Genomic DNA, 20244 nt, shown 5'->3' on the forward strand with positions numbered 1-20244 from the left:
GATGCTATTTCTCGCTTTCCACGAGGCCCTTGACGAAAAGCCTCTGCATGAAGACGACGACGGCCACAGGCGGCAGCATGGCCATCAGTGTGGTCGCCATGATGACGGGCCACTCCGCGATGTCATCGCCGGAAGGAAACATCTGCTTGATGCCCATCACGATGGTGTTCATCTCCGGCTTCGTGGTGATCAAGAGCGGCCAGAGATACTGGTTCCATCCGTAGATGAAGAGGATCACGAAAAGCGCGGCGATATTGGTGCGCGACATCGGCAGCAGGATGTCGAGAAAAAAGCGCACCGGCCCCGCCCCGTCGACCCGCGCGGCTTCCGCCAGTTCATCCGGTACGGTGAGAAAGAACTGCCGGAACAGAAACGTCGCCGTCGCGGAGGCAATCAGCGGCAGGATCAGGCCGGAATAGGAGTTGAGCATCCCGAAGCCCGCGACGACCTCGTAGGTCGGAACGATGCGCACCTCAACCGGGAGCATCAGGGTCAGGAAGATGAGCCAGAAGAACATCATGCGGAACGGGAAGCGGAAATAGACGATGGCATAGGCGGAGATGATCGAGATCACGATCTTTCCCACCGCGATGCCCATCGCCATGATGCTGGAGTTCATCAGCATGAGCCAGACAGGCGCGTTGATGCCTTGCGTCAGCGCCGCCGTGTAGTTCTCGATGAAATGAGACCCCGGCAGAAGCGGCATCGGCGGGCGAGCGATCTCCGGCTGGGTCACCGTGGAGGCGACGAAGGCCATGTAGATCGGAAAGCAGATGATCGCGATCCCGACCAGCAGGCCGATGTGCGTCAACCATGTGCCAAGCCCGCGTTTTTCGACCATCCCGCTCATCAGTAGTGCACCTTGCGTTCGATATAGCGGAACTGCACGACGGTCAGCAGGCCGACGAGCACGAGCAGGATCACCGACTGGGCAGCGGAGGACCCAAGGTCCTGGCCGACGAACCCGTCGGAAAACACCTTGTAAACGAGGATCGTCGTTGCCTGTTGCGGGCCGCCCGCCGTGATCGTGTGGATCACGCCGAAGGTCTCGAAGAAGGCGTAGACGATATTGACCACCAGCAGGAAGAAGGTCGTCGGCGACAGAAGCGGGAAGACGATGGTCCAGAACCGGCGCGCGAAGCTGGCGCCGTCGATCGCCGCTGCCTCGATTACGCTACGGGGGATCGCCTGAAGACCGGCGAGAAAGAACAGGAAGTTGTAGCTGATCTGCCGCCAGGACGAGGCCGCCACCACAAGACCCATCGCCTCGCCGTCATTGAGCACGTGGTTCCAGTCATAGCCGGCAGCACTGAGGTACCAGGCGACGAGGCCGACGTTCGGATTGAACATGAAGAGCCACAGCACGCCGGCGACGGCAGGTGCCACGGCGTAGGGCCAGACAAGCAATGTCTTGTAGGCGCTCGATCCCTTGATCACGCGGTCGGCCATCACCGCCATCCACAGCGCCGCGCCCATGGATGTGACCGTCACCAGCGTTGAAAACACCACAGTCGTCTTGAAGGAGGCGAGATAGTAGGGATCGCTCAGCAGAAACTCGAAATTGCCCCAGCCGACAAACTGCGAACTGAGGCCGAAGGGGTCTGGAATGAAGGCCGATTGATAGATCGCCTGCCCCGCCGGCCAGAAGAAGAACAGCATGGTGACCACAATCTGCGGGGCAAGCAGCAGATAAGGCAGCAGCCGGTTGTTGAAGACGACGCGTTTTTGCATCTCGTTCGGTACCGTTCAGGCGGATCGTGAAGGCATGGCCGGTTGAACGGACGGTCCGGATCATGTCCGGACCGTCCGCCAGTTCGTATTGCCTGTCCGCCGGCAGGAACGCCGACGGCGCAAAGCCCTTAGCGGTTGGCCTGCTGGAAGCGGCGCAGCAGCTTGTTGCCACGCTCGACCGCGCTGTCGAGCGCCGTTTGTGCATCCTTGTCGCCAGCCCACACGGCTTCCAGCTCCTCGTCGATGATCCCGCGGATCTGATCGAAGTTGCCGAGACGCAGGCCCTTGGAGTTGGCCGTCGGCGCCTTGCCGGTCATCTGGATGATGGCGATGTCGGTGCCCGGGTTCTCCTTGTAGAAACCGGATTCCTTGGTCTGCTCGTAGGCTGCGGAAGTGATCGGCAGATAGCCGGTGTTCTGATGCCAGTTGGCCTGGATATCGGCGGAGGAAAGGAAGTTGAGGAATTCCGCGACGCCGTCGTATTCCTCGGCCTCATGTCCGCTCATCACCCACAGCGACGCACCGCCGATGATGGTGTTCTGCGGCGCGCCTTCGACGTTGGACCAATAGGGAAGCGCACGGATATCGAAGGCGAAGTCGGCCTCCGCCTTCACGCCGGCGTAGCCTGCCGATGATTCGGTGAAAAACGCACATTCGCCGGAGCGGAACCGCGCGCCGCCCTCGTTGCGGCGGCCGGCATAGATGAACTTGCCGTCCTTGGCCCAATCACCCATCGCGGAAATATGCGCGACCTGAACCGGGCCATTGAAGGCAAGCTCGGTGTCGGTGCCCGCGAAGCCGTTGTCCTTCGTTGCAAAGGGAACGTTGTGATAGGCGGAAAGGTTTTCCAGATGCACCCAGCTCTGCCATGCGGTCGTCAGCGGACAGGAAGAACCGGACGCCTTCAGCGCGTCGAGCGCGGTCCCGACCTGCTCCCAGGTCGCAAGCTCCATGTCGGGATCAAGGCCGGCGGCCGTCAGCGCGTCGCGGTTCACGTAAAGCACCGGCGTGGACGAGTTGTACGGCAGGGACAGCATGTCGCCATCGGTCGTCGTGTAATAGCCCTTCACGGCGGCGAGATAGGCATCCGGATCGAACGGCTTGCCGGTCTCGGCCATCAGTTCGTAAACCGGAACGATCGCGCCCTTGGCGGACATCATCGTTGCGGTGCCGACCTCGAAGACCTGAAGGATGTGAGGCTGCTCGCCGGCGCGGAAGGCGGCGATGCCGGCATTCAGCGTCTCGGAATAGTTGCCCTTGTGCGAGGCGACGACGACGAACTCGTCCTGCGAGGCATTGAACTTCTCAACCTGCTCGGCGAGCAGCTCGCCCAGGCGGCCGGTGAAGGCATGCCACCACTGGATTTCGGTCGCGCCGAAGGACGCCGTCGTGCTTCCGGCCAGGATCGTCGCGGCGACCAGTCCGGCGAGTGTCTTGCGATAAGCCATTGTGTTTGCTCCCATCGATCGGGCTTCCGGCCCGACATGCGGTTGAGGAACGGCAGGCGGACCCAGATGGCCACGCCGAACGAAACGCCCGCTTTTCGTATTGTTTTCATATGAACGATAAATGTCGCTCACATGAACATTAAGCGACACTTCAATGACGGGTGCAAGCCTTGCGCGGCCGTCGGTCTGCGAAGTCTGTGAAGAAGCGTTTCCGGCCGCCGGATGCGCGCGGCACGAAGAGCTTTGTCCGGTTTCCGTGCTCCCGGTGCCTAGGGGCAACGCGGATTCGCACAGTCAACAGTTTGATGACAGTTATCCCGGCGATTCACGACAAGGGGGCATCGCCGTGAAATACCGGTCGTGAATCACCTGCACGCACTTTCCCCCGCACCGTCCCTCGGCTACCAAGGATCGTCATGAGGGGAATTGAAATGAAGGGAACGGCACCGGCAAACGACACGAGCGCCGCCTCACCGATGCGTGTGGCGCCGCACAACGCGGAAGCCGAACGCCAGCTTCTCGGCGCCATCATCGTCAACAACGAGACCTATTACCGCGTTTCCGATTTTCTCGAACCCGGCCATTTCTTCATCGCGCCGCACCGCGAGGTGTATGAAAAGGCCGGCCAGCTTATCCGCGCCGGCAAGGTCGCGTCTCCGATCACGCTCAAGACCTTTTTTGCCCAAGACGCGAAAATCGCCGACATGTCGGCGGCTCAATACATCCTGCGCCTGGCCGCTGATGCCGCCTCCATCATCAACGCGGAGGACTATGGCCGCGCGATCTACGATCTCGCCATTCGCCGGAACCTGATCCGCATCGGCGAGGACATGGTCAACATCGCCTTCGATGCACCGATCGACATGCCACCGGGCACACAGATCGACGATGCAGAACGCAGGCTCTTCGAACTCGCCGAAAAAGGCAGTTCGAACGCTGGCTTCGTCAGCTTCGGCGATGCCCTGACCGCCACCATCGAAATGGCGGCTGCCGCCTATCAGCGTGAGGGAGCTCTGTCGGGAACCGCCAGTGGCCTGCGCGACCTCGACAGCCTGATGGGCGGGCTGCAGCCGTCGGACCTCATTGTGCTCGCGGGACGTCCGGCCATGGGCAAGACCTCGCTTGCCACCAATATCGCCTACAACATCGCCGAGGCCTATCATGCCGAGGAACAGCCCGACGGAACGATGAAGACCATCAACGGCGGTGTGGTCGGCTTCTTCTCGCTGGAAATGTCCGCGGAACAGCTCGCCACCCGCATCATCTCCGAGCAGACCGAGATCTCGTCGTCAAAGATCCGGCGTGGCGACATCTCCGAGCATGACTTCGAAAAACTCGCCGCCGCCTCGCAGACGATGCAAAGCGTACCGCTGCATGTCGACCAGACAGGCGGCATCTCGATCTCCCAGCTCGTCGCGCGTGCCCGCCGGCTGAAGCGTCAGCGCGGCCTCGATCTCCTGATCGTCGACTACATCCAGCTTCTGACCGGCTCGAGCAAGAACCAGGGCAACCGTGTTCAGGAAATCACCGAGATCACCACGGGGCTGAAGGCGCTCGCCAAGGAACTCAACGTCCCGATCATCGCTCTGTCCCAGCTCTCGCGTCAGGTCGAATCGCGCGACGACAAGCGTCCGATCCTCTCCGACCTTCGCGAATCCGGCTCCATCGAGCAGGACGCCGACGTGGTGATGTTTGTCTATCGCGAGGAATATTATCTCTCCAAGGCCATCGGTCAGGAGGCGACGCCGGAGGACATGGAAAAGCTGGACCGTGTGCGCAACCGCGCCGAGGTGATCATCGCCAAGCAGCGTCACGGCCCGACCGGCACGGCAAACCTGCACTTCCAGGGCGAGTTTACCCGCTTCTCCGACCTCGCCGATCCGGACCGTTTCCCGGAGCCGCACGAATAGGCGCAGCCGAACCGATACCGCTCCCCAAATGCTTGACCCGCAAAGCGGCGCGCGCGCAAATGCATCCATATGATTCCGGGCTCCCGCCAGATCCTCGACGCGGATCGCGCCCAACAGCACCCGTCACGCGTGCACACCACCCGCGCGATGGGACCAATCCGGATGGATGAGGACAGGTTTGACCGATCACTCCGCTCCCGCTCCCGATGATGCAATGCATGGCGCCGGCGATCCCGGCGAAGGCGGACGCATCACCATCGATCTGGACGCGCTTGCCGCCAACTGGCAGGCGCTCAACGCGCGCCTGACCGGCGACGGAGAGTGCGGCGCGGCCGTCAAGGCCGACTGCTACGGCCTCGGCTCCGATCAGGGCCTCGCCACGCTCTGGACAGCGGGATGCCGAACCTTCTTCGTCGCCACGCCGCAGGAAGGCAGGGCGACGCGCGAGCGGCTTCCCGATGCCACCATCCACATTCTCAACGGCCTCTATCCCGGCGCGGCGGAGTTTTACGTCGCCCACGGGCTTCGCCCGGTGCTCGGCTCCATGGAAGAAGTTGCCGAATGGCGCGGTTTCATCGCCGGCCGGAGCGATCCGCCGCCAGCCGGCCTGCATGTCGACACCGGGATCAGCCGGCTCGGTCTTTCGCTCCACCAGGCACGTACAATCGCGGCGGAGCCGACCTCGGGGTTCTCACCCGGCTTGGTGATGTCGCACATGGCCTGCGCCGACCGACCCGACCACCCGATGAACAAGGTCCAGCTGGACCGGTTCCAGGAGGCGACGGCGCTATTCCCTGGCGCCCGCCGATCGCTCGCGAATTCGGCCGCCATCTTCCTGGGAAGCGACTATCATTTCGACCTCGCCCGTCCGGGCATCACGCTCTACGGCGCCAGCGCCTCTGAACTGCCGCAGGCGCGGCTGCGACCGGTCGTGACGCTGGAAAGCCGCATCCTGCAGGTGCATGAGCTCAAGCGCGGCGAAACCATCGGCTATGGTGCAACCTTCACCGCCCCCACCGACATGCGCGTTGCCATGGTCTCCGCCGGCTATGCGGACGGTTATCTGCGCGCCTCCGGCTCCACCGACGAAAAGCGCGGCGCCGATGCCTGGCTTGCGGGCTACCGACTGCCGATCCTCGGCCGGGTGTCGATGGACATGTCCGGCTTCGACGTGAGTGCCGTTCCGCCGGACGTGGCGCAACGCGGGGCCTTCGTCGAACTCTTCGGTGCCAACATTCCGATTGACGAGACGGCCGGCTGCGCCGGTACCATCGGCTATGAATTGCTCACCGGCCTCGGACGGCGTTTCTCCCGCCGCTATCTCCCGGTTCTGACCGCGAGAGGCGAGAGCTGATGGCCAAGCGGTCGACCTCCTTCGTCTGTCAGTCCTGCGGCGCGGTCGCCGCCAAATGGGCCGGGCGCTGCGACAGTTGCGGCGACTGGAACAGCCTGATCGAGGAGCGTGCGGGTGCGGGTGTCGGCGGATCTCCCGTGCCCGCCAGCCGGCGCAAGGGGCGGGTCGTACCGCTGGTCGGCCTGTCGGGTGAAACCGAGACGCCGCCGCGCATCGAGACCCGCGTCGGCGAACTCGACCGCGTCACCGGCGGCGGGTTCGTGCGCGGCTCCGCGCTTCTGGTCGGCGGCGATCCGGGCATCGGCAAGTCGACGCTGCTCATTCAGGCAGCGGCCGAGGTTGCGCGCGGCGGCCATCGCGCTGTCTATATTTCCGGCGAGGAGGCGATCGATCAGGTGCGGCTGCGCGCCGCGCGCCTAGGGCTGACGGACGCGCCGGTCGGGCTTGCGGCGGAAACCAGCGTCGAGGACATCCTGGCGACACTGACCGACGGTCCCGCGCCGGCACTCGTCATCATCGATTCCATCCAGACGCTGTGGACGGAAACGGTGGAATCGACACCGGGAACCGTGACGCAGGTGCGCGCCTCGGCCCAGGCGCTGGTGCGCTACGCGAAATCGAGCGGCGCCACAGTCATTCTCGTCGGCCATGTCACCAAGGACGGGCAGATCGCCGGTCCCCGGGTCGTCGAGCACATGGTCGACGCGGTGCTCTATTTCGAGGGCGACGGCGCGCATCAGTACCGCATCCTGCGCTCGGTAAAGAACCGCTTCGGAGCGACCGACGAGATCGGCGTCTTCGAGATGACGGACAAGGGTTTGAGCGAGGTCGCAAACCCGTCCGCGCTCTTCCTGGGAGAACGCTCCGGCCGCACGCCCGGCTCCGCCGTCTTTGCCGGACTGGAAGGCACCCGCCCGCTGCTCATCGAGATCCAGGCGCTGGTCGCCCCCTCGCCGCTCGGCACACCGCGCCGCGCGGTGATCGGCTGGGACAATGCGCGGCTTTCCATGATCCTGGCTGTGCTCGAAGCGCGTTGCGGCGTGCGCTTTGCGCAAAACGACGTCTACCTGAATGTCGCCGGAGGATTGCGCGTGACCGAGACGGGCGCGGATCTGGCTGTCGCCGCGGCCCTCGTCTCATCTCTCAGCGGGGTTGCCCTGCCCGCCGATTGCGTCTATTTCGGCGAGATCAGTCTGTCAGGTGCCGTGCGGGCTGTCTCACAGGCGCAAAATCGCCTCAAGGAAGCCCAGAAACTCGGTTTTACTGCGGCCTTCATTCCGGAAGCCAATCTGGCAGACGGCAAGGGCGAGACCGGAGAGGTTACCGGACTGTCGGAACTCGCGGATCTGGTGGCACGTATCGCGTCGGGCGCCGGGGCGGGCGAGAGCGACGGGTAACCGCTGCGTCGGGGCCTGGACACGACGAGACACGGACGACGCGCGCATCCGTCCTTGCGCAGATGCCAGCGCCGTGACAGGAAAGCGAATGCAGGGTGCCGTCCACCGGGCGGCGCGCGAATCGCGATCCTTGGAGTAGACTTTCCGCGCCGGGCCCACGCGGACGACTGGGTCCAACACGCCATATGGGCTGCGATCAGGGACAGTGCCGAGCAATGCCGATCACAATTCTTGACGGAATTCTTCTCGTCATCATGTTTCTGTCCGCGATCCTCGCGATGATCCGCGGGTTCGTGCGCGAGGTTCTGTCCATCGCATCCTGGGTCGCGGCGGCCATCGCCGCCTTTCTGCTCTACAAGCAGGTGCTGCCCTTCGTTCAGCAATATATTGCGCAGGAAAACGTCGCGCTCGGCGTTTCGGTCGCCGGCGTCTTTCTCATCACCCTGATCCTGGTGAGTTACATCACCATGCGGATCTCGGATTTCGTTCTCGACAGCCGGATCGGCGCGCTCGACCGTTCACTCGGCTTCGTCTTCGGTGCACTGCGCGGTCTGTTGCTTGTCGTCGTCGCGATGCTTTTCTTCAACTGGTTCGTTCCCGCGCAGGAACAGCCGGGCTGGATCGCCGGCGCCAAGTCGAAGCCCATGCTCGATTCGATCGGCAACAGGCTTGTGGCGGCGCTTCCCGACGATCCTGAGGAAGCGATCCTCAACCGCATCCGCAACGGCGCAAGACCCTCCTCTGACGAAAGCGCACCGCAGACCCAGGCCGCCCCTGCAGAAGAGCAAGGTTACTCCGATACCGAACGGCGCGGACTCGAGCAGTTGACGACGTCCGGCTCATCCACCAATTGAGTGGTCAATACGGCTGGTGCGAATACGCAGCAGACCCGCCTTTTGCGGTTGAAAGGGATCAACAGACACCCGGGCGCTCGCTTGTGCGGCGTCGGCAAAGGGTTCACGCTGTCGGGTGCTGATGCACCGGCGCAGGCGTGACAATCAGGAGCAGGACGATGGCCGGCAACACCATGGCGGAATTCACACGCGAAGAGCTGGACGGCGACACGCTGCGCGAGGAGTGCGGCGTCTTCGGCATCCTTGGCCATGACGACGCGGCGGCGATCACGGCGCTCGGCCTGCATGCGCTTCAGCATCGCGGACAGGAAGCCGCCGGCATCGTCACCTTCGACGGCAGCCAATTTCGCTCCGAGCGCCACCAGGGCCTTGTCGGCGACCATTTCTCCGACGCGGAGACGATCGGGCGCCTGACAGGTCCCTACGCCATTGGCCACGTGCGCTACTCCACTTCCGGCGAGACGATCCTGCGCAATGTGCAGCCGTTGTTTGCAGAACTCGACGGCGGCGGCATCGCGGTGTGTCACAACGGGCATTTTACCAATGCGATGACCCTGCGCCGGGAATTGATCAAGGATGGCGCGATCTGCCAGTCCACCTCGGATTCCGAGGTCGTGCTCCAACTCGTCGCGCGCTCGCGCAAGGGAAAGATCGTCGACCGGTTCATCGACGCGATCCTGCAGATGGAAGGTGCCTACTCGCTGGTCGCCCTCACCCGCAAGAAGCTGATCGGTGCGCGCGATCCCTTCGGCATCCGCCCCTTGGTGCTTGGCGATCTCAACGGCGCTCCGATCCTCGCATCCGAGACCTGCGCGCTCGATATCATCGGCGCGAAGTTCATCCGCGAGGTCGAGAACGGCGAGGTCGTGGTCTGCACGCCGAGCGGTATCGAGAGCTTCTTCCCGTTCGGTCGGCGGCCTGCCCGGCCGTGCATCTTCGAGTATGTCTACTTCTCGCGCCCCGACTCGATCCTGGGCGGACGCAGTGTCTACAACGTGCGCAAGGAATTCGGTCGCCAGCTCGCGCTGGAATCCGCAGTCGACGCCGATGTCGTCGTGCCGGTGCCGGATTCGGGCGTCCCGGCCGCACTTGGTTATGCGGAAGCCTCCGGCATTCCGTTCGAACTCGGCATCATCCGAAACCACTACGTCGGTCGCACCTTCATTGAGCCGACCCAGCAGATCCGCACGCTCGGCGTCAAGCTCAAGCATTCCGCCAACCGGGCCCAGATCGAGGGCAAACGCGTGGTGCTGATCGACGACAGCCTCGTGCGCGGCACCACTTCGGTGAAAATCGTCCAGATGATCCGCGAGGCCGGCGCGCGCGAAGTGCATTTCCGCCTCGCCTCGCCGCCGATCCGCTATTCCGACTATTACGGCATCGACACACCGGTCCGCGAAAAGCTTCTGGCTGCCAAATACAGCCTTGAGGAAATGCGCAATTACATCGGCGCCGACAGCCTCGCGTTCCTGTCCGTCGACGGGATCTACAAGGCGATCGGCTACGAGGGGCGCGATAAGGAAAACCCTCAGTTCACCGACCACTGCTTCACCGGTGACTATCCGACGCCGCTGACCGACATGGCCGATGACGATGACGTGTCGCATATGCCGCGCCTCGTCGAAGTGGGATAATCACGCATGCAGAAACGATTTGAGGGACGCGTTGCTGTCGTCACCGGCGCCTCGCGCGGCATCGGCTATCATGCAGCCAAGGCGCTGGCTGGCGAAGGCGCGCATGTGATCGCCCTCGCCCGGACGGTCGGAGGACTGGAAGAGCTCGACGACGAAATCCGCACCGCCGGCGGCCAGGCAACGCTCGTGCCGGTCGACCTGACCGACGTTGATGCGATCGACCGACTGGGCGCGGCTATCCACGAGCGCTGGAAAAAGCTCGACGTCCTGATCGCCAACGCCGGCATTCTGGGCGGCCTCTCCCCGCTCGGGCATGTGACGCCCAAGACCTGGGACAGGGTAATGGCGGTGAATGTCACCGCAAACTGGCGGCTGCTGCGCTCGCTCGACCCGCTGCTGCGCCAGTCGGACGCCGGCCGCGTCGTCGCCCTGACCTCTGGCGCCGCGCACAGTTGCAAGGCGTATTGGGGACCTTATTCGGTCTCCAAGGCCGCGCTCGAGGCCCTGCTGCGCACCTATGTCGCCGAGACCCGACAGACCCCAATCACAGGCATGCTGGTCAATCCGGGGCCGATGCGCACCGCGATGCGCGCCGAGGCGATGCCCGGAGAAAACGCAGACACTCTCGCTCACCCAAGCGAACTGGCGCCTTGCCTGCTTGATCTGGCCGCGCCGGAGAACAAGGACAACGGCCTTCTTTATGACTTTCCTTCAAAGGAGTTACGAAGTTTCTTTCAAGTAACCTCGTAACAAAAAAAGACCCTGACGCAGCGAGATGCGCCAGGGTTTTTATTGTGAATAATACAGATGTTTCACATTGATCTGAAACATCGAGATCTTGGTGCGCAGACCGCGATCTACAGCCGTTCCAGATCGGCGACATTGGCGCCCTCATCATCGTCTGCGGCCGCGCAGGCCGCACGAAGGGTCGGCAGGATATCAGCCACCGTCGGGCAGACATTGTAGGCTATTTCGAAGCCCGGACGAATGAATGCCTCTTCCCGCATGTGTTCCAGAAGGTCCACGAGCGGCCGCCAGAACCCGTTGATATCGGCAAGGGCCACGGGCTTGCGATGACGGCCGAGTTGACCCCAGGTCAGAACCTCCACCACCTCCTCAAGGGTGCCTATGCCTCCCGGCAGGGCAACGAACGCATCAGCGCGGTCGAACATGATGCGTTTGCGCTCATGCATGTCATCGGTCACGACGAGATCGCTCACCGTCTGCATCATCACTTCGCGCTCCTCCAGAAAGCGCGGGATGACCCCGGTGACATGGCCGCCGTTGTCCAGCGTGGCGCGGGCGACCGCGCCCATCAGCCCGATGGACCCGCCCCCATAGACAAGGGAAAGGCCCTCGGCCGCGATGCGGCGTCCGAGTTCGGTGGCCGCGGCCAGATAGGCAGGCGTCGCGCCCTCTCCGGTGCCGCAGTAGACGCAAATCGTTTTCATGTCGCTCATACGCCCTGTTTTGCACCGTGGCGAAGGCCGGTCAATATGCACGAACCGACCGGTTGCTTGCCGCCCCCGGAATAAGCATATAACCATCTAGAAAAGGTAGGGGGTCGACAGGATTCACGCTCCAGGAGCTGTTGAAACCGACCCGGACAACCTGGTGACCTCAGGGAACGGATCTGGCATGTCGCGGAAAGTCGTCGTTCAATTGCTCATTCTTGCCGGGATCGTCGGCGCCGGTGCGCTTGGCATCGGGCTCTGGCAGCTTCAGAAAGAGCCGGGAAACGAACGTATTGCCTCCAGATCAGCAGACACTCCGGACACCCAGGCATCTTCCACCGATGCCCAGAAAGACACGGAGACCACGAACCGGACGCGTTCGGATGCGCCGGATGCGGACGCGCTAAAACCGCAGACATCAAAGACAGTTACGGCGCAGACCGACGGCAACCTCCCGGCCCCCAACGACACCGCCCAAGCAAACACCGAAGACAGCGAACCGACTTTCGACCTGATGCGCGTCGAGCCTGACGGTTCGACCGTCGTTGCCGGACGCTCCGAAGCCGGCGCGATCGTCGCGCTTCTTTCCAACGGCAAGGTGGTCGGCAAGGGCATCGCAAACGCGGCGGGGGAATTCGCCATCGTGCTCGATACGCCACTCGATCCGGGCGCCCATGCCGTCACCCTGGAAACGCAGGACGACACGGGCGCGGTCAAGCGCGAATCGCGCCAGTCGATGGCCGTGTCCGTCCCCGATGACCCGAAGACCGGCGAAGCCCTGGTGATGTTGAACGCACCAGGCACCGCCTCCCAGGTCCTGCAAAAACCGGAAACCACGGTTACGACAGACACGGCTGCGACACCGTCGAACGAGACAACCACTACGTCCCGGGAAATGGCCGCACTGGACACGGACGCCGCGGCTGACCCGCAAAACGCCAAACCGGGCACCGGCTCGGCAGCGCCCTCAGCCCCCGATGAAATGCCGGAACTCGATGCCGTGCTCCCAAACGAAGCACAGTCACCCGCTTCCCGGGATGACATCACGGAATCCCGGGCACCTCCAGCAGAGCAAGCCCCACCAGAGACGTCCGACACATCCCAAGCAGCCGCGCCTGACGTGGCCGCGCGTCCGACGTACGTCGACGAGACGGCCCAAGAACCCGCCGGCTCCGGTCAGACCGCTCCGCGATCCGGCGATGACAAGAACGCGGAGCCGGCCCTCCCGCAGGTGACGGTCGAGGCTGTGGAAACGGAGAACAGCAAGGTGTTCGTTGCCGGTGCGGGCAAACCGAACTCCGATGTCCGTGTGTATTTCGACAACACGCTGATCGGCGAAACCACCACCGACAGCAAGGGTCGCTGGCTGATGGAGACGGAAAACGAGGTTTCCCCCGGCGAAGTGGATGTGCGGGCGGACCAGATCCTTCCAGACAGCGGAACGGTGGTTGCCCGAGCACAGGTCACATTCGAAAAGGCAGCGGATGAAATCGTGCTGCGGCCGGTGAGCGCAACCGGTTCCGCGGGTGCCGGCGACGGTGCGCGTGCGGGCGCCGGTGCGCAGCAGATCCCGAGCATCATCATCCGCAGCGGCGATAACCTCTGGACAATCTCACAGCGACGCTATGGCGAGGGGCTGCGCTACACCACGATCTATCAGGCGAACAGGGATCAGATCCGAAATCCGGACCTGATCTATCCGGGTCAGGTGTTCATGATGCCGGAAAATGATCGGAACTGGCCGGCCGCCAATTAAACGAGGCGGCCAGACGAAAAGCCGTCAGGCGGCCTCGCGCTTCAACAGCGCGACGAAGAAGCCGTCCGTGGCTGTTCCAGCCGGACTGAGGGTCGCAAATCCCTCTTCCGTAAATCGCGGCTTGGCCGCATCGGCCCCGAAAACCCGCTCCCAGCGCGGCAACAGGGGCTCCGCTCGAAAGGCGGGGTTTTCGGACAGAAACGCGCGCACCTGAGTCTGGTTCTCGCACGGAAGCAGCGAACATGTCGCATAGGCAAGGTAACCGCCCGGCCGTACGTAGCGGCTCGCCAGCGCCAACACCTCGCGCTGCTCGCGCATCCGTCCAGAAAGCGCATTCGCGGTAATGCGCCACTTCGAATCCGGCCGGCGACGCCACACACCGGTGCCGGAGCAAGGAACGTCAAGAAAAACCAGATCCATCCGGTCTTCCAGATCGTCGAGCCGCCCGGTGTCCGGATCGCGGGTCTGGACATTTCGCGCGCCCGCCCTTTGCAGCCGCTCGAAGATCGGGGCGAGCCGCAGCTTGCTGACGTCATGGGCATAGATCTGTCCGCGATTGCCCAACGCGCCGGCGAGCGCCAGCGTCTTGCCGCCCCCACCCGCGCAATAGTCCAGAACCTGCGTCGGCTCGACGGACGCGGCGAGCAAGGCAGCGATCTGACTTGCTTCATCCTGCAGCTCGAACCAGCCCTTGCGGAAGCCCTCTTCCGCTTGCACGTGCGGAACCCGCTCCTTTCCCGGCGGCGGCGGCAAACGCAGTCCAACCGGAGAAATCGGAGTGTCGGCAACACCAAGGTGCGAAAGACGCTTGCGGAGGCGTTCCCGATCTCCCTTCAAAAGATTGACGCGCATGTCGATGGGCGCGCGTGCGGCAAGAGCGGACCCTTCGTCCACCGCATCGCCGGCGAATGCCTCTTCAAAGTGAGGCCAGAGCCACAGCGGAACGTCCGCACGCACATGAGCGGGAGCTTCCGCGTCCAGAGGCTTTTCCAGCAACGCGACCTCCTCAGGCTCGAGCGGCGCCGGCGCAAAACGGTCGTTCTCCAGCACCTGTGCCAATTCCGCCGCGCCATGCCCCCAACTGCGCGCATAGGTGGCCAGAACCAGCGCACGCGGGCTTGAAGACCCCATGACATGCGCAAGGGACAGGCGCTTGCGCAAGGCATCGAACACAAGGTTGGCGATTACCAGACGATCACCGGACCCGGCGAAACGATGCTGACGCCCCCAGTCCTTCAGCGCATCCTGCACGGGCCGTCGATTGGTGTCGACGTCACCCAGGATCTCGATTGCCGCGGCCAGCCGGCCCCCGTCCTTCATGCATTTTCCCCGAAATCACGTGTTATTGTCACCGTCATTGACTTAACGCCGGTTTCTGAACCGATTCGATCAACGACGGCTGCGCGGTCGTCTCGATACGCCCGCCAAATCCCCGAAGCGCCTTGAAACACCAACTTCAGTTGTTGCTGCTTTAGCCGATCCATTGAGGCTTGCCAACGGCTGCACACCGGACCCACCCACGGCAGTCAAAAATAATATCAACGCGAATAGAGATCAGCTTAACAACCCAAAGTAGGAACGCCTCGTAAATAATATCAGTTTACAACTTCTACTCAACTAGCACGTGTCTTTGGGCCTGAAAGAAATAACGCTTCCATAACGTCTCATCGCGTTTTCTGTTGTAAATTGGAGGTGGAAGCGATGACCGATAGAACCGACGGAACAGTTGATCCAAGCAAGGAAATCAAGGCTTGGAAGGCCTACTTCGAATATGCCGCAGAGGACATGCGTGGTGAATCTCCGGAACTCCTCGTTGCCTGTGCGCATCGCCTGCTGGAGATGTCGCAGGTGAAACGCAAGGGCCGCAACACCAAGGTCGATGACCCGGACTTCGGCGCCTGAGATACCGTTTTCGTCAGCGAGGCGCTGCCAGTCGCGCGACCTTGGACAAGACCTGACACCATCCGCTATTCCTGATCAAGAACTCCGGGACCCTGTCCCGGAGCTTTTTTGTCGTTTCCAGCGCGTGCCGCTCTAAACATTCGAGGGGTAGTTCGGGCTCTCCCGCGTAATCGTCACATCGTGCGCATGACTTTCGCGCAGGGACGCACCGGATATCCGCACGAACCGTGCTTTTTCCTGGAATTCCGGAAGCGTGCCAGCCCCGACATATCCCATCGCGGCCCGCAAGCCGCCAGCCAACTGGTGAAGAACGCTTTCCAGCGGGCCCTTGTACGGCACTTGCCCCTCGATCCCTTCCGGAACCAGTTTCAGTGCATCTCGCACCTCAGCCTGGAAATAGCGGTCTGCAGAGCCGCGCGCCATGGCGCCAACGGAGCCCATGCCACGGTACGCCTTATAGGAACGCCCCTGATACAGATAAACCTCACCCGGGCTTTCATCGGTTCCGGCAAACAGCGATCCGATCATGGCGGCAGAAGCGCCACTGGCCAGAGCCTTGGCGAGATCTCCCGAATACTTTATCCCGCCGTCGGCGATGACGGGCACGCCGTCGTTGTTGGCCGCTTTGCATGCTTCCATGATGGCGGTGAGCTGAGGAACCCCGACACCGGCAACAATGCGCGTGGTACAGATCGAACCAGGGCCGATGCCCACCTTTACCGCATCCGCCCCGGCGTCGATCAGGGCTCGGGTTCCGTCGCCGGTCGCAACGTTGCCGGCGAGAACCTGCACCGAATTGGAGAGCGTCTTGACGCGCCGCACCATCTCGAGAACGCGTTCCGAGTGACCGTGCGCGGTGTCCACCACCACAAGATCGACGCCGGCATCGACGAGCCGTTCGGCACGCTCAAATCCCTCCGGGCCGACACTGGTCGCCGCAGCGACGCGCAGCCGGCCCTGGTCGTCCTTTGAGGCATTGGGGTTGAGCTGCGCTTTTTCCATGTCCTTGACGGTGATCAGCCCGACGCAGTTCTGCGTGTCGTCCACCACCAGGAGTTTCTCGATGCGATGATGATGCAGCAAGCGCTTGGCCTCGGCCTGGCTCACCGAATCGCGCACGGTCACCAGTTCCTCGCGCGTCATGAGCTCATAGACACGCTGGCTGGGGTCGGAGGCAAACCGGACATCTCGATTTGTCAGGATGCCGACAAGACGGCCGACATGCTGCCCTCCCGAACCACCGTTCTCCACCACCGGAACACCGGAAATGCTGAAGCGCTCCATCAGGTCCAATGCGTCCTGAAGCGTGGCATCCGGGCCGATCACCAGCGGATTGACAACCATTCCGGATTCAAACTTCTTGACCTTGCGGACCTCTTCCGCCTGTTGGTCCATCGTCAGATTGCGATGCACCACGCCAATGCCGCCGGCCTGCGCCATCGCGATGGCGAGGCGTCCCTCGGTCACCGTGTCCATTGCGCTGGACAGCAGCGGGAAGTTGAGCTCGATGTCCCGTGTCACGCGGGTCCGGAGATCGGTCTCGGCCGGAAGCACCTCGGAGTGCCCCGGCATCAGGAGCACATCGTCGAAGGTCAACGCTTCTGTGCCATGAAGCGACTGGTAGAATTCAGCCATGTGCCAATCCCCTTTCAGGAAATACCGCCTGCCGCCGGAAGCGAAAAACCCACCGGGGACGAAGCGTCGCGAATAAGAGAAGTTGGCGCGGGTCATTAACACGGGCGTGACAGGAAGGAAAGCAGGATAACGCGGTTCTCCTGTGCATGCGAAGGCGCAATCGGCCTCGCAGGAGCCGGTTCACCCCGCTCCGCCGCGAAACCCTTTTGCAAGAACATAGAGTTCCGGGCTTTCCTTACGGCTCGCCGGAGGCTTGATGTGATGCACCGACTGATAGTCCCGCTTGAGCCTGGCGAGCGCCTCGTTCTCCGCGCCGCCACGAAACACCTTCGACAGGAAGGCCCCGCCGGGTGCCAGATTCTCGCGGGCGAATTCCTCGGCGACCTCGAACAGGTGAGTCGTGCGCAAGTGATCCGTCTGCCGGTGCCCTGTGGTCGGCGCCGCCATGTCCGACATTACGAGGTTGGGCGCATGTCCGCCGAGAGCCGCCCGCAGGGCTTCAGGGGCGTCATCGTCCAAAAAATCCTTGAGCAGGAGCGTGACCCCCGGCAAGGGCTCCACCTCGAGATAATCGATCCCGACAATCCGCGGATCCTGATCGGTCGAGCCGGTTTTCACCGCAGCGACCTGGCACCAGCCGCCGGGTGCCGCGCCAAGATCGATGATCCGCTGGCCCGGCTTGAGGATATGGTGCTTGTCGTCGATCTCGAGGATCTTGTAGGCCGCGCGCGATCGGTAGCCGTCGATCTTCGCGGCGCGAACATAGGGGTCGTTCAACTGGCGCTGCAGCCAGCGCGCCGACGAGTTGGTGCGCCGCTTGGCGGTTTTGACCCGCTCGAACATGCCGCGATCGCCGCGGCCACGGCCCGATCCGCTCATTTTTGCTTCCTTCCCCGGCCGCGATACTTCGGCGGGTCCTTGCGCCGCCAGACCCGGTCGGCGGACATGAGTTCCATCAAGATTCCTTCGCGCAGGCCCCGGTCGGCCACGCGCAGTCGCTGGCACGGCCAACGCCTGCGGATCGCTTCCAGGATCGCGCAGCCGGCGAGTACCAGATCCGCACGATCCGCACCAATGCAGGGGTTTCCCACGCGCTCCTCATAGGGCATCGCGCGCAAACGCTCAATCATTGCCGTGACGTCGTCGGCGTCCATCCAGGCACCATCGACCCGGCGCCGGTCATAGCGCTTCAGTCCGAAATGCACGCCGGCGAGCGTTGTCACCGTGCCCGACGTGCCGAGCATGTGAACCTTTCCGTCGCAGATCGCGTCAGTCAGTTCCCGGCCCAGTGAAAATGCTTCCAGATGCTGGCGCGCATCCTGGACCATGGCCTCGAAGGTGTCCGCCGATACATGGCGGCCGCCGTGGCGCTCGGCAAGGTTGACGACACCGACGGGCAACGAGGTCCAGTCCCGGATGAACCGCGTCAGCGCCACCCCGCGCGCGCCGCAGCGATTGCGCAGGTCCAGCCAGACGATTTCCGACGATCCGCCCCCGATGTCGAAGAGAACCACGCCGTTGGCGTCCGGATCGACCAGAGACGCGCATCCGGCAACGGCGAGACGCGCCTCGGTCTCCCGCGTCGCGATTTCCAGCGCCAGGCCGGTCTCCTGAAAGACCCGCTCGATGAACAACGGACCGTTTTCCGCCGCCCGGCAGGCCTCGGTTGCAATCAGCCTCACCCGGTCCACCCCCCGGTCGCGCATCTTGTCCCGGCAACAGCCGAGCGCCTCGATCGCCCGGTCCATCGCCGCCTCGCCGAGGCGATTGTTGTGACTGAGCCCCTCCCCAAGGCGAACAATCTTGGAAAAGGCGTCGACGACGCGAAATCCGCGGATTTCCGGGCGCGCCACCAGCAGTCTGCAATTGTTTGTGCCAAGATCAAGCGCCGCATAAAGCCGCTGCGCGCTGGCCGGATCGAAACCCGCGGGTGCACCAACACGCTGCGCCCCGCGCCCCGCGCGATGGGACTGTTCCTGCCCCTCATCCGGCCCGCGCTGTCCGCGCGCACCGTCTTTCGACCGCGTCATCCATATCTGGCCCCCGGCCGCCGGCCGGATGGATCGGGCATGGTCGCGCGCGCGGTCTTCGGCTGCGGTCTGCTCGCGTGTCGGAGCGTGCAGCCGCGCAGGCGTGCCAAAGGCGACACCCGTGTCCAAAAGATGTGGCGAGGATGGTTTCTCGGCTCGGCGCTCGGCACGATTCGGCTTGCGCCGCCGCTTCCCGCGCCGCTTCTTGGTTGGCCCCGGTCCATTTTCAGCCGACACCGGTTGTGCAATGCCATCGACAGACACACCACCATGAGCCGGGCCTTCCCGGCCCGGCTTTCCGGGAAGCGACGCGTCCCGGCCGGTTTTTGCGGCGGCGACCGATACACGATCCGCCGCGCTCGTGGGGGCCTGCGCGCCGTGATGGTCCGGCACTCCGGCCGACAGTCCCTCCGCGGAACCTTGGGCGACGGGGCCTTTTCCGCCGCGCCGCTTGCGTTTCCTGCCAGATCCACGGCGGCGCCCTGCGGCGCCCGCCTCTGCATCCGTTTCCGCGTCGGGATGAGGCCGGTCGGAACACGGCCCAATCTTTCCCGATTCGCTCACTTTTTGTCCTCGCCGGCGGCTCGCGCGCGCCTCGGCTGGTCAGACCTTTGAAGTCATGGGCCTGAGCTGGTCTCTCGTTACATGCAGTTTACCATCCTTTTGACGTCTCGCAATGTGTTGAACTGAGCAGGAGCCCTTCACATGAAGTTGATGCGACTTGAAACAATTTGCTTCTTGCAAAAACGCAAACGCGGAAAGCAGCGCCACCCGATTTCGTCAAAGCGCCCGACCGATCGGCAGGCCCGTTCGACCCACCAGCGCTCGCCGCCTTGTGCCGGTTCCCAAACGATATCCTCCTCCATTCCCGATCGGCACGCAGGCCCTCCCGCTACCTTGAGCGCGGGCAGCCCCACACGCCGGCGGTTCGCGCTCCACCGAAGGCAAGGCACGACAGATCCACCCTTGACAGCGCGTGCCGAGATTCATAAAACGCGGCGTATGGACAGTGACGCGCACACAGGTGCCCGTCGCTCACGGTCTTGGGGAATAGGTTAACGGTAGACCCGCAGACTCTGACTCTGTTAGTCCTGGTTCGAATCCAGGTTCCCCAGCCAACCACCCTTCTCCGACATTCA

General features: G+C 63.3%; 16 protein-coding genes and 1 tRNA gene. 9 read left to right on the plus strand and 8 right to left on the minus strand.

The genetic code is table 11. The features are described from left to right. Nucleotides 1-4: 4 nt before the first annotated feature. From ugpE to ugpB, 3 genes are all read right to left on the minus strand, one after another. Entirely contained in the window at nucleotides 5-841 is an 837-nt protein-coding gene (gene ugpE / locus BLU32_RS08955; RefSeq protein ID WP_093810803.1) for a sn-glycerol-3-phosphate ABC transporter permease UgpE, read from the minus strand. Between the two features lie 8 nt (nucleotides 842-849). Beyond that, entirely contained in the window at nucleotides 850-1731 is an 882-nt protein-coding gene (gene ugpA / locus BLU32_RS08960) for a sn-glycerol-3-phosphate ABC transporter permease UgpA (protein ID WP_093806282.1), read from the minus strand. A 128-nt stretch (nucleotides 1732-1859) separates the two neighbouring features. After that, nucleotides 1860-3179: a sn-glycerol-3-phosphate ABC transporter substrate-binding protein UgpB gene (gene ugpB / locus BLU32_RS08965; protein WP_093806284.1), complete on the minus strand. Its 1320-nt coding sequence runs from the start codon at nucleotides 3177-3179 to the stop codon at nucleotides 1860-1862. Nucleotides 3180-3610: 431 nt separating this feature from the next. Here ugpB and BLU32_RS08970 point away from each other — a divergent pair, with 431 nt between their 5' ends. From BLU32_RS08970 to BLU32_RS08995, 6 genes are all read left to right on the plus strand, one after another. Continuing rightward, entirely contained in the window at nucleotides 3611-5089 is a 1479-nt protein-coding gene (locus tag BLU32_RS08970) for a replicative DNA helicase (RefSeq protein ID WP_093806286.1), read from the plus strand. Nucleotides 5090-5255: 166 nt separating this feature from the next. Further along, nucleotides 5256-6443, plus strand: a complete 1188-nt coding sequence (gene alr, locus BLU32_RS08975; RefSeq protein ID WP_244501822.1) for an alanine racemase — start codon at nucleotides 5256-5258, stop codon at nucleotides 6441-6443. Beyond that, nucleotides 6443-7840 carry a DNA repair protein RadA gene (radA, locus tag BLU32_RS08980; RefSeq protein WP_093806290.1) on the plus strand — a complete coding sequence of 466 codons (1398 nt, stop codon included), beginning with the start codon at nucleotides 6443-6445 and terminating at the stop codon, nucleotides 7838-7840. The genes alr and radA overlap by 1 nt, the downstream gene beginning before the upstream one ends. 215 nt (nucleotides 7841-8055) lie before the next feature. Next, nucleotides 8056-8694, plus strand: a complete 639-nt coding sequence (locus BLU32_RS08985; protein ID WP_093806292.1) for a CvpA family protein — start codon at nucleotides 8056-8058, stop codon at nucleotides 8692-8694. 158 nt (nucleotides 8695-8852) lie between these two features. Next, nucleotides 8853-10328: an amidophosphoribosyltransferase gene (gene purF / locus BLU32_RS08990; RefSeq protein ID WP_093806294.1), complete on the plus strand. Its 1476-nt coding sequence runs from the start codon at nucleotides 8853-8855 to the stop codon at nucleotides 10326-10328. A 6-nt stretch (nucleotides 10329-10334) separates the two neighbouring features. Continuing rightward, nucleotides 10335-11078, plus strand: a complete 744-nt coding sequence (locus BLU32_RS08995) for an SDR family NAD(P)-dependent oxidoreductase (protein WP_093806296.1) — start codon at nucleotides 10335-10337, stop codon at nucleotides 11076-11078. Nucleotides 11079-11185: 107 nt separating this feature from the next. Here the strand turns inward: BLU32_RS08995 and BLU32_RS09000 are convergent, their stop codons facing one another. Next, nucleotides 11186-11788, minus strand: a complete 603-nt coding sequence (locus BLU32_RS09000; RefSeq protein WP_093806298.1) for a TIGR00730 family Rossman fold protein — start codon at nucleotides 11786-11788, stop codon at nucleotides 11186-11188. 178 nt (nucleotides 11789-11966) lie between these two features. Between BLU32_RS09000 and BLU32_RS09005 the strand changes: the two genes are divergently transcribed. Next, nucleotides 11967-13538, plus strand: coding sequence for an Ig-like domain-containing protein (locus tag BLU32_RS09005; RefSeq protein ID WP_093806300.1), 1572 nt, complete (start codon nucleotides 11967-11969; stop codon nucleotides 13536-13538). Between the two features lie 24 nt (nucleotides 13539-13562). Here BLU32_RS09005 and BLU32_RS09010 read toward each other — a convergent pair whose 3' ends face one another. Further along, nucleotides 13563-14858 carry an RsmB/NOP family class I SAM-dependent RNA methyltransferase gene (locus BLU32_RS09010; RefSeq protein ID WP_093806302.1) on the minus strand — a complete coding sequence of 432 codons (1296 nt, stop codon included), beginning with the start codon at nucleotides 14856-14858 and terminating at the stop codon, nucleotides 13563-13565. Between the two features lie 381 nt (nucleotides 14859-15239). On the opposite strand from BLU32_RS09010, the gene BLU32_RS09015 reads away from it, so the two are divergent. Then, the gene (locus BLU32_RS09015) at nucleotides 15240-15440 is read left to right on the plus strand and encodes a hypothetical protein (RefSeq protein ID WP_093806304.1); all 201 of its coding nucleotides are present in this window, start codon (nucleotides 15240-15242) and stop codon (nucleotides 15438-15440) included. Between the two features lie 132 nt (nucleotides 15441-15572). Here BLU32_RS09015 and guaB read toward each other — a convergent pair whose 3' ends face one another. From guaB to BLU32_RS09030, 3 genes are all read right to left on the minus strand, one after another. Next, a complete protein-coding gene (gene guaB / locus BLU32_RS09020; RefSeq protein ID WP_093806306.1) occupies nucleotides 15573-17075 on the minus strand; it encodes an IMP dehydrogenase in 1503 nt (500 codons plus the stop codon). A 180-nt stretch (nucleotides 17076-17255) separates the two neighbouring features. Continuing rightward, on the minus strand, nucleotides 17256-17954 hold the full coding sequence (locus tag BLU32_RS09025) for an RlmE family RNA methyltransferase (RefSeq protein WP_093806308.1): 699 nt from the start codon (nucleotides 17952-17954) through the stop codon (nucleotides 17256-17258). Further along, complete coding sequence (locus BLU32_RS09030; RefSeq protein ID WP_172838551.1) at nucleotides 17951-19105, minus strand: Ppx/GppA phosphatase family protein; 1155 nt, start codon at nucleotides 19103-19105, stop codon at nucleotides 17951-17953. Before BLU32_RS09030 ends, BLU32_RS09025 begins: the two co-directional genes overlap by 4 nt. 1044 nt (nucleotides 19106-20149) lie before the next feature. Between BLU32_RS09030 and BLU32_RS09035 the strand changes: the two genes are divergently transcribed. Further along, a tRNA-Gln gene (locus BLU32_RS09035) sits at nucleotides 20150-20223 on the plus strand. The last annotated feature ends 21 nt before the right edge of the window (nucleotides 20224-20244 follow it).

This window comes from Stappia sp. ES.058, assembly GCF_900105595.1.
Lineage (GTDB): Bacteria > Pseudomonadota > Alphaproteobacteria > Rhizobiales > Stappiaceae > Stappia.

What these genes read in the sequence shown, in the direction of transcription:
- purF (WP_093806294.1), top strand. Translation starts at nt 8,853, where the DNA reads ATGGCCGGCAACACCATGGCGGAATTCACACGCGAAGAGCTGGACGGC.
- ugpA (WP_093806282.1), bottom strand. Translation starts at nt 1,731, where the DNA reads ATGCAAAAACGCGTCGTCTTCAACAACCGGCTGCTGCCTTATCTGCTG.
- BLU32_RS09030 (WP_172838551.1), bottom strand. Translation starts at nt 19,105, where the DNA reads ATGACGCGGTCGAAAGACGGTGCGCGCGGACAGCGCGGGCCGGATGAG.
- BLU32_RS08995 (WP_093806296.1), top strand. Translation starts at nt 10,335, where the DNA reads ATGCAGAAACGATTTGAGGGACGCGTTGCTGTCGTCACCGGCGCCTCG.
- BLU32_RS08970 (WP_093806286.1), top strand. Translation starts at nt 3,611, where the DNA reads ATGAAGGGAACGGCACCGGCAAACGACACGAGCGCCGCCTCACCGATG.
- alr (WP_244501822.1), top strand. Translation starts at nt 5,256, where the DNA reads ATGAGGACAGGTTTGACCGATCACTCCGCTCCCGCTCCCGATGATGCA.
- BLU32_RS09000 (WP_093806298.1), bottom strand. Translation starts at nt 11,788, where the DNA reads ATGAGCGACATGAAAACGATTTGCGTCTACTGCGGCACCGGAGAGGGC.
- guaB (WP_093806306.1), bottom strand. Translation starts at nt 17,075, where the DNA reads ATGGCTGAATTCTACCAGTCGCTTCATGGCACAGAAGCGTTGACCTTC.
- radA (WP_093806290.1), top strand. Translation starts at nt 6,443, where the DNA reads ATGGCCAAGCGGTCGACCTCCTTCGTCTGTCAGTCCTGCGGCGCGGTC.
- BLU32_RS08985 (WP_093806292.1), top strand. Translation starts at nt 8,056, where the DNA reads ATGCCGATCACAATTCTTGACGGAATTCTTCTCGTCATCATGTTTCTG.
- BLU32_RS09025 (WP_093806308.1), bottom strand. Translation starts at nt 17,954, where the DNA reads ATGAGCGGATCGGGCCGTGGCCGCGGCGATCGCGGCATGTTCGAGCGG.
- ugpE (WP_093810803.1), bottom strand. Translation starts at nt 841, where the DNA reads ATGGTCGAAAAACGCGGGCTTGGCACATGGTTGACGCACATCGGCCTG.
- BLU32_RS09010 (WP_093806302.1), bottom strand. Translation starts at nt 14,858, where the DNA reads ATGAAGGACGGGGGCCGGCTGGCCGCGGCAATCGAGATCCTGGGTGAC.
- ugpB (WP_093806284.1), bottom strand. Translation starts at nt 3,179, where the DNA reads ATGGCTTATCGCAAGACACTCGCCGGACTGGTCGCCGCGACGATCCTG.
- BLU32_RS09005 (WP_093806300.1), top strand. Translation starts at nt 11,967, where the DNA reads ATGTCGCGGAAAGTCGTCGTTCAATTGCTCATTCTTGCCGGGATCGTC.
- BLU32_RS09015 (WP_093806304.1), top strand. Translation starts at nt 15,240, where the DNA reads ATGACCGATAGAACCGACGGAACAGTTGATCCAAGCAAGGAAATCAAG.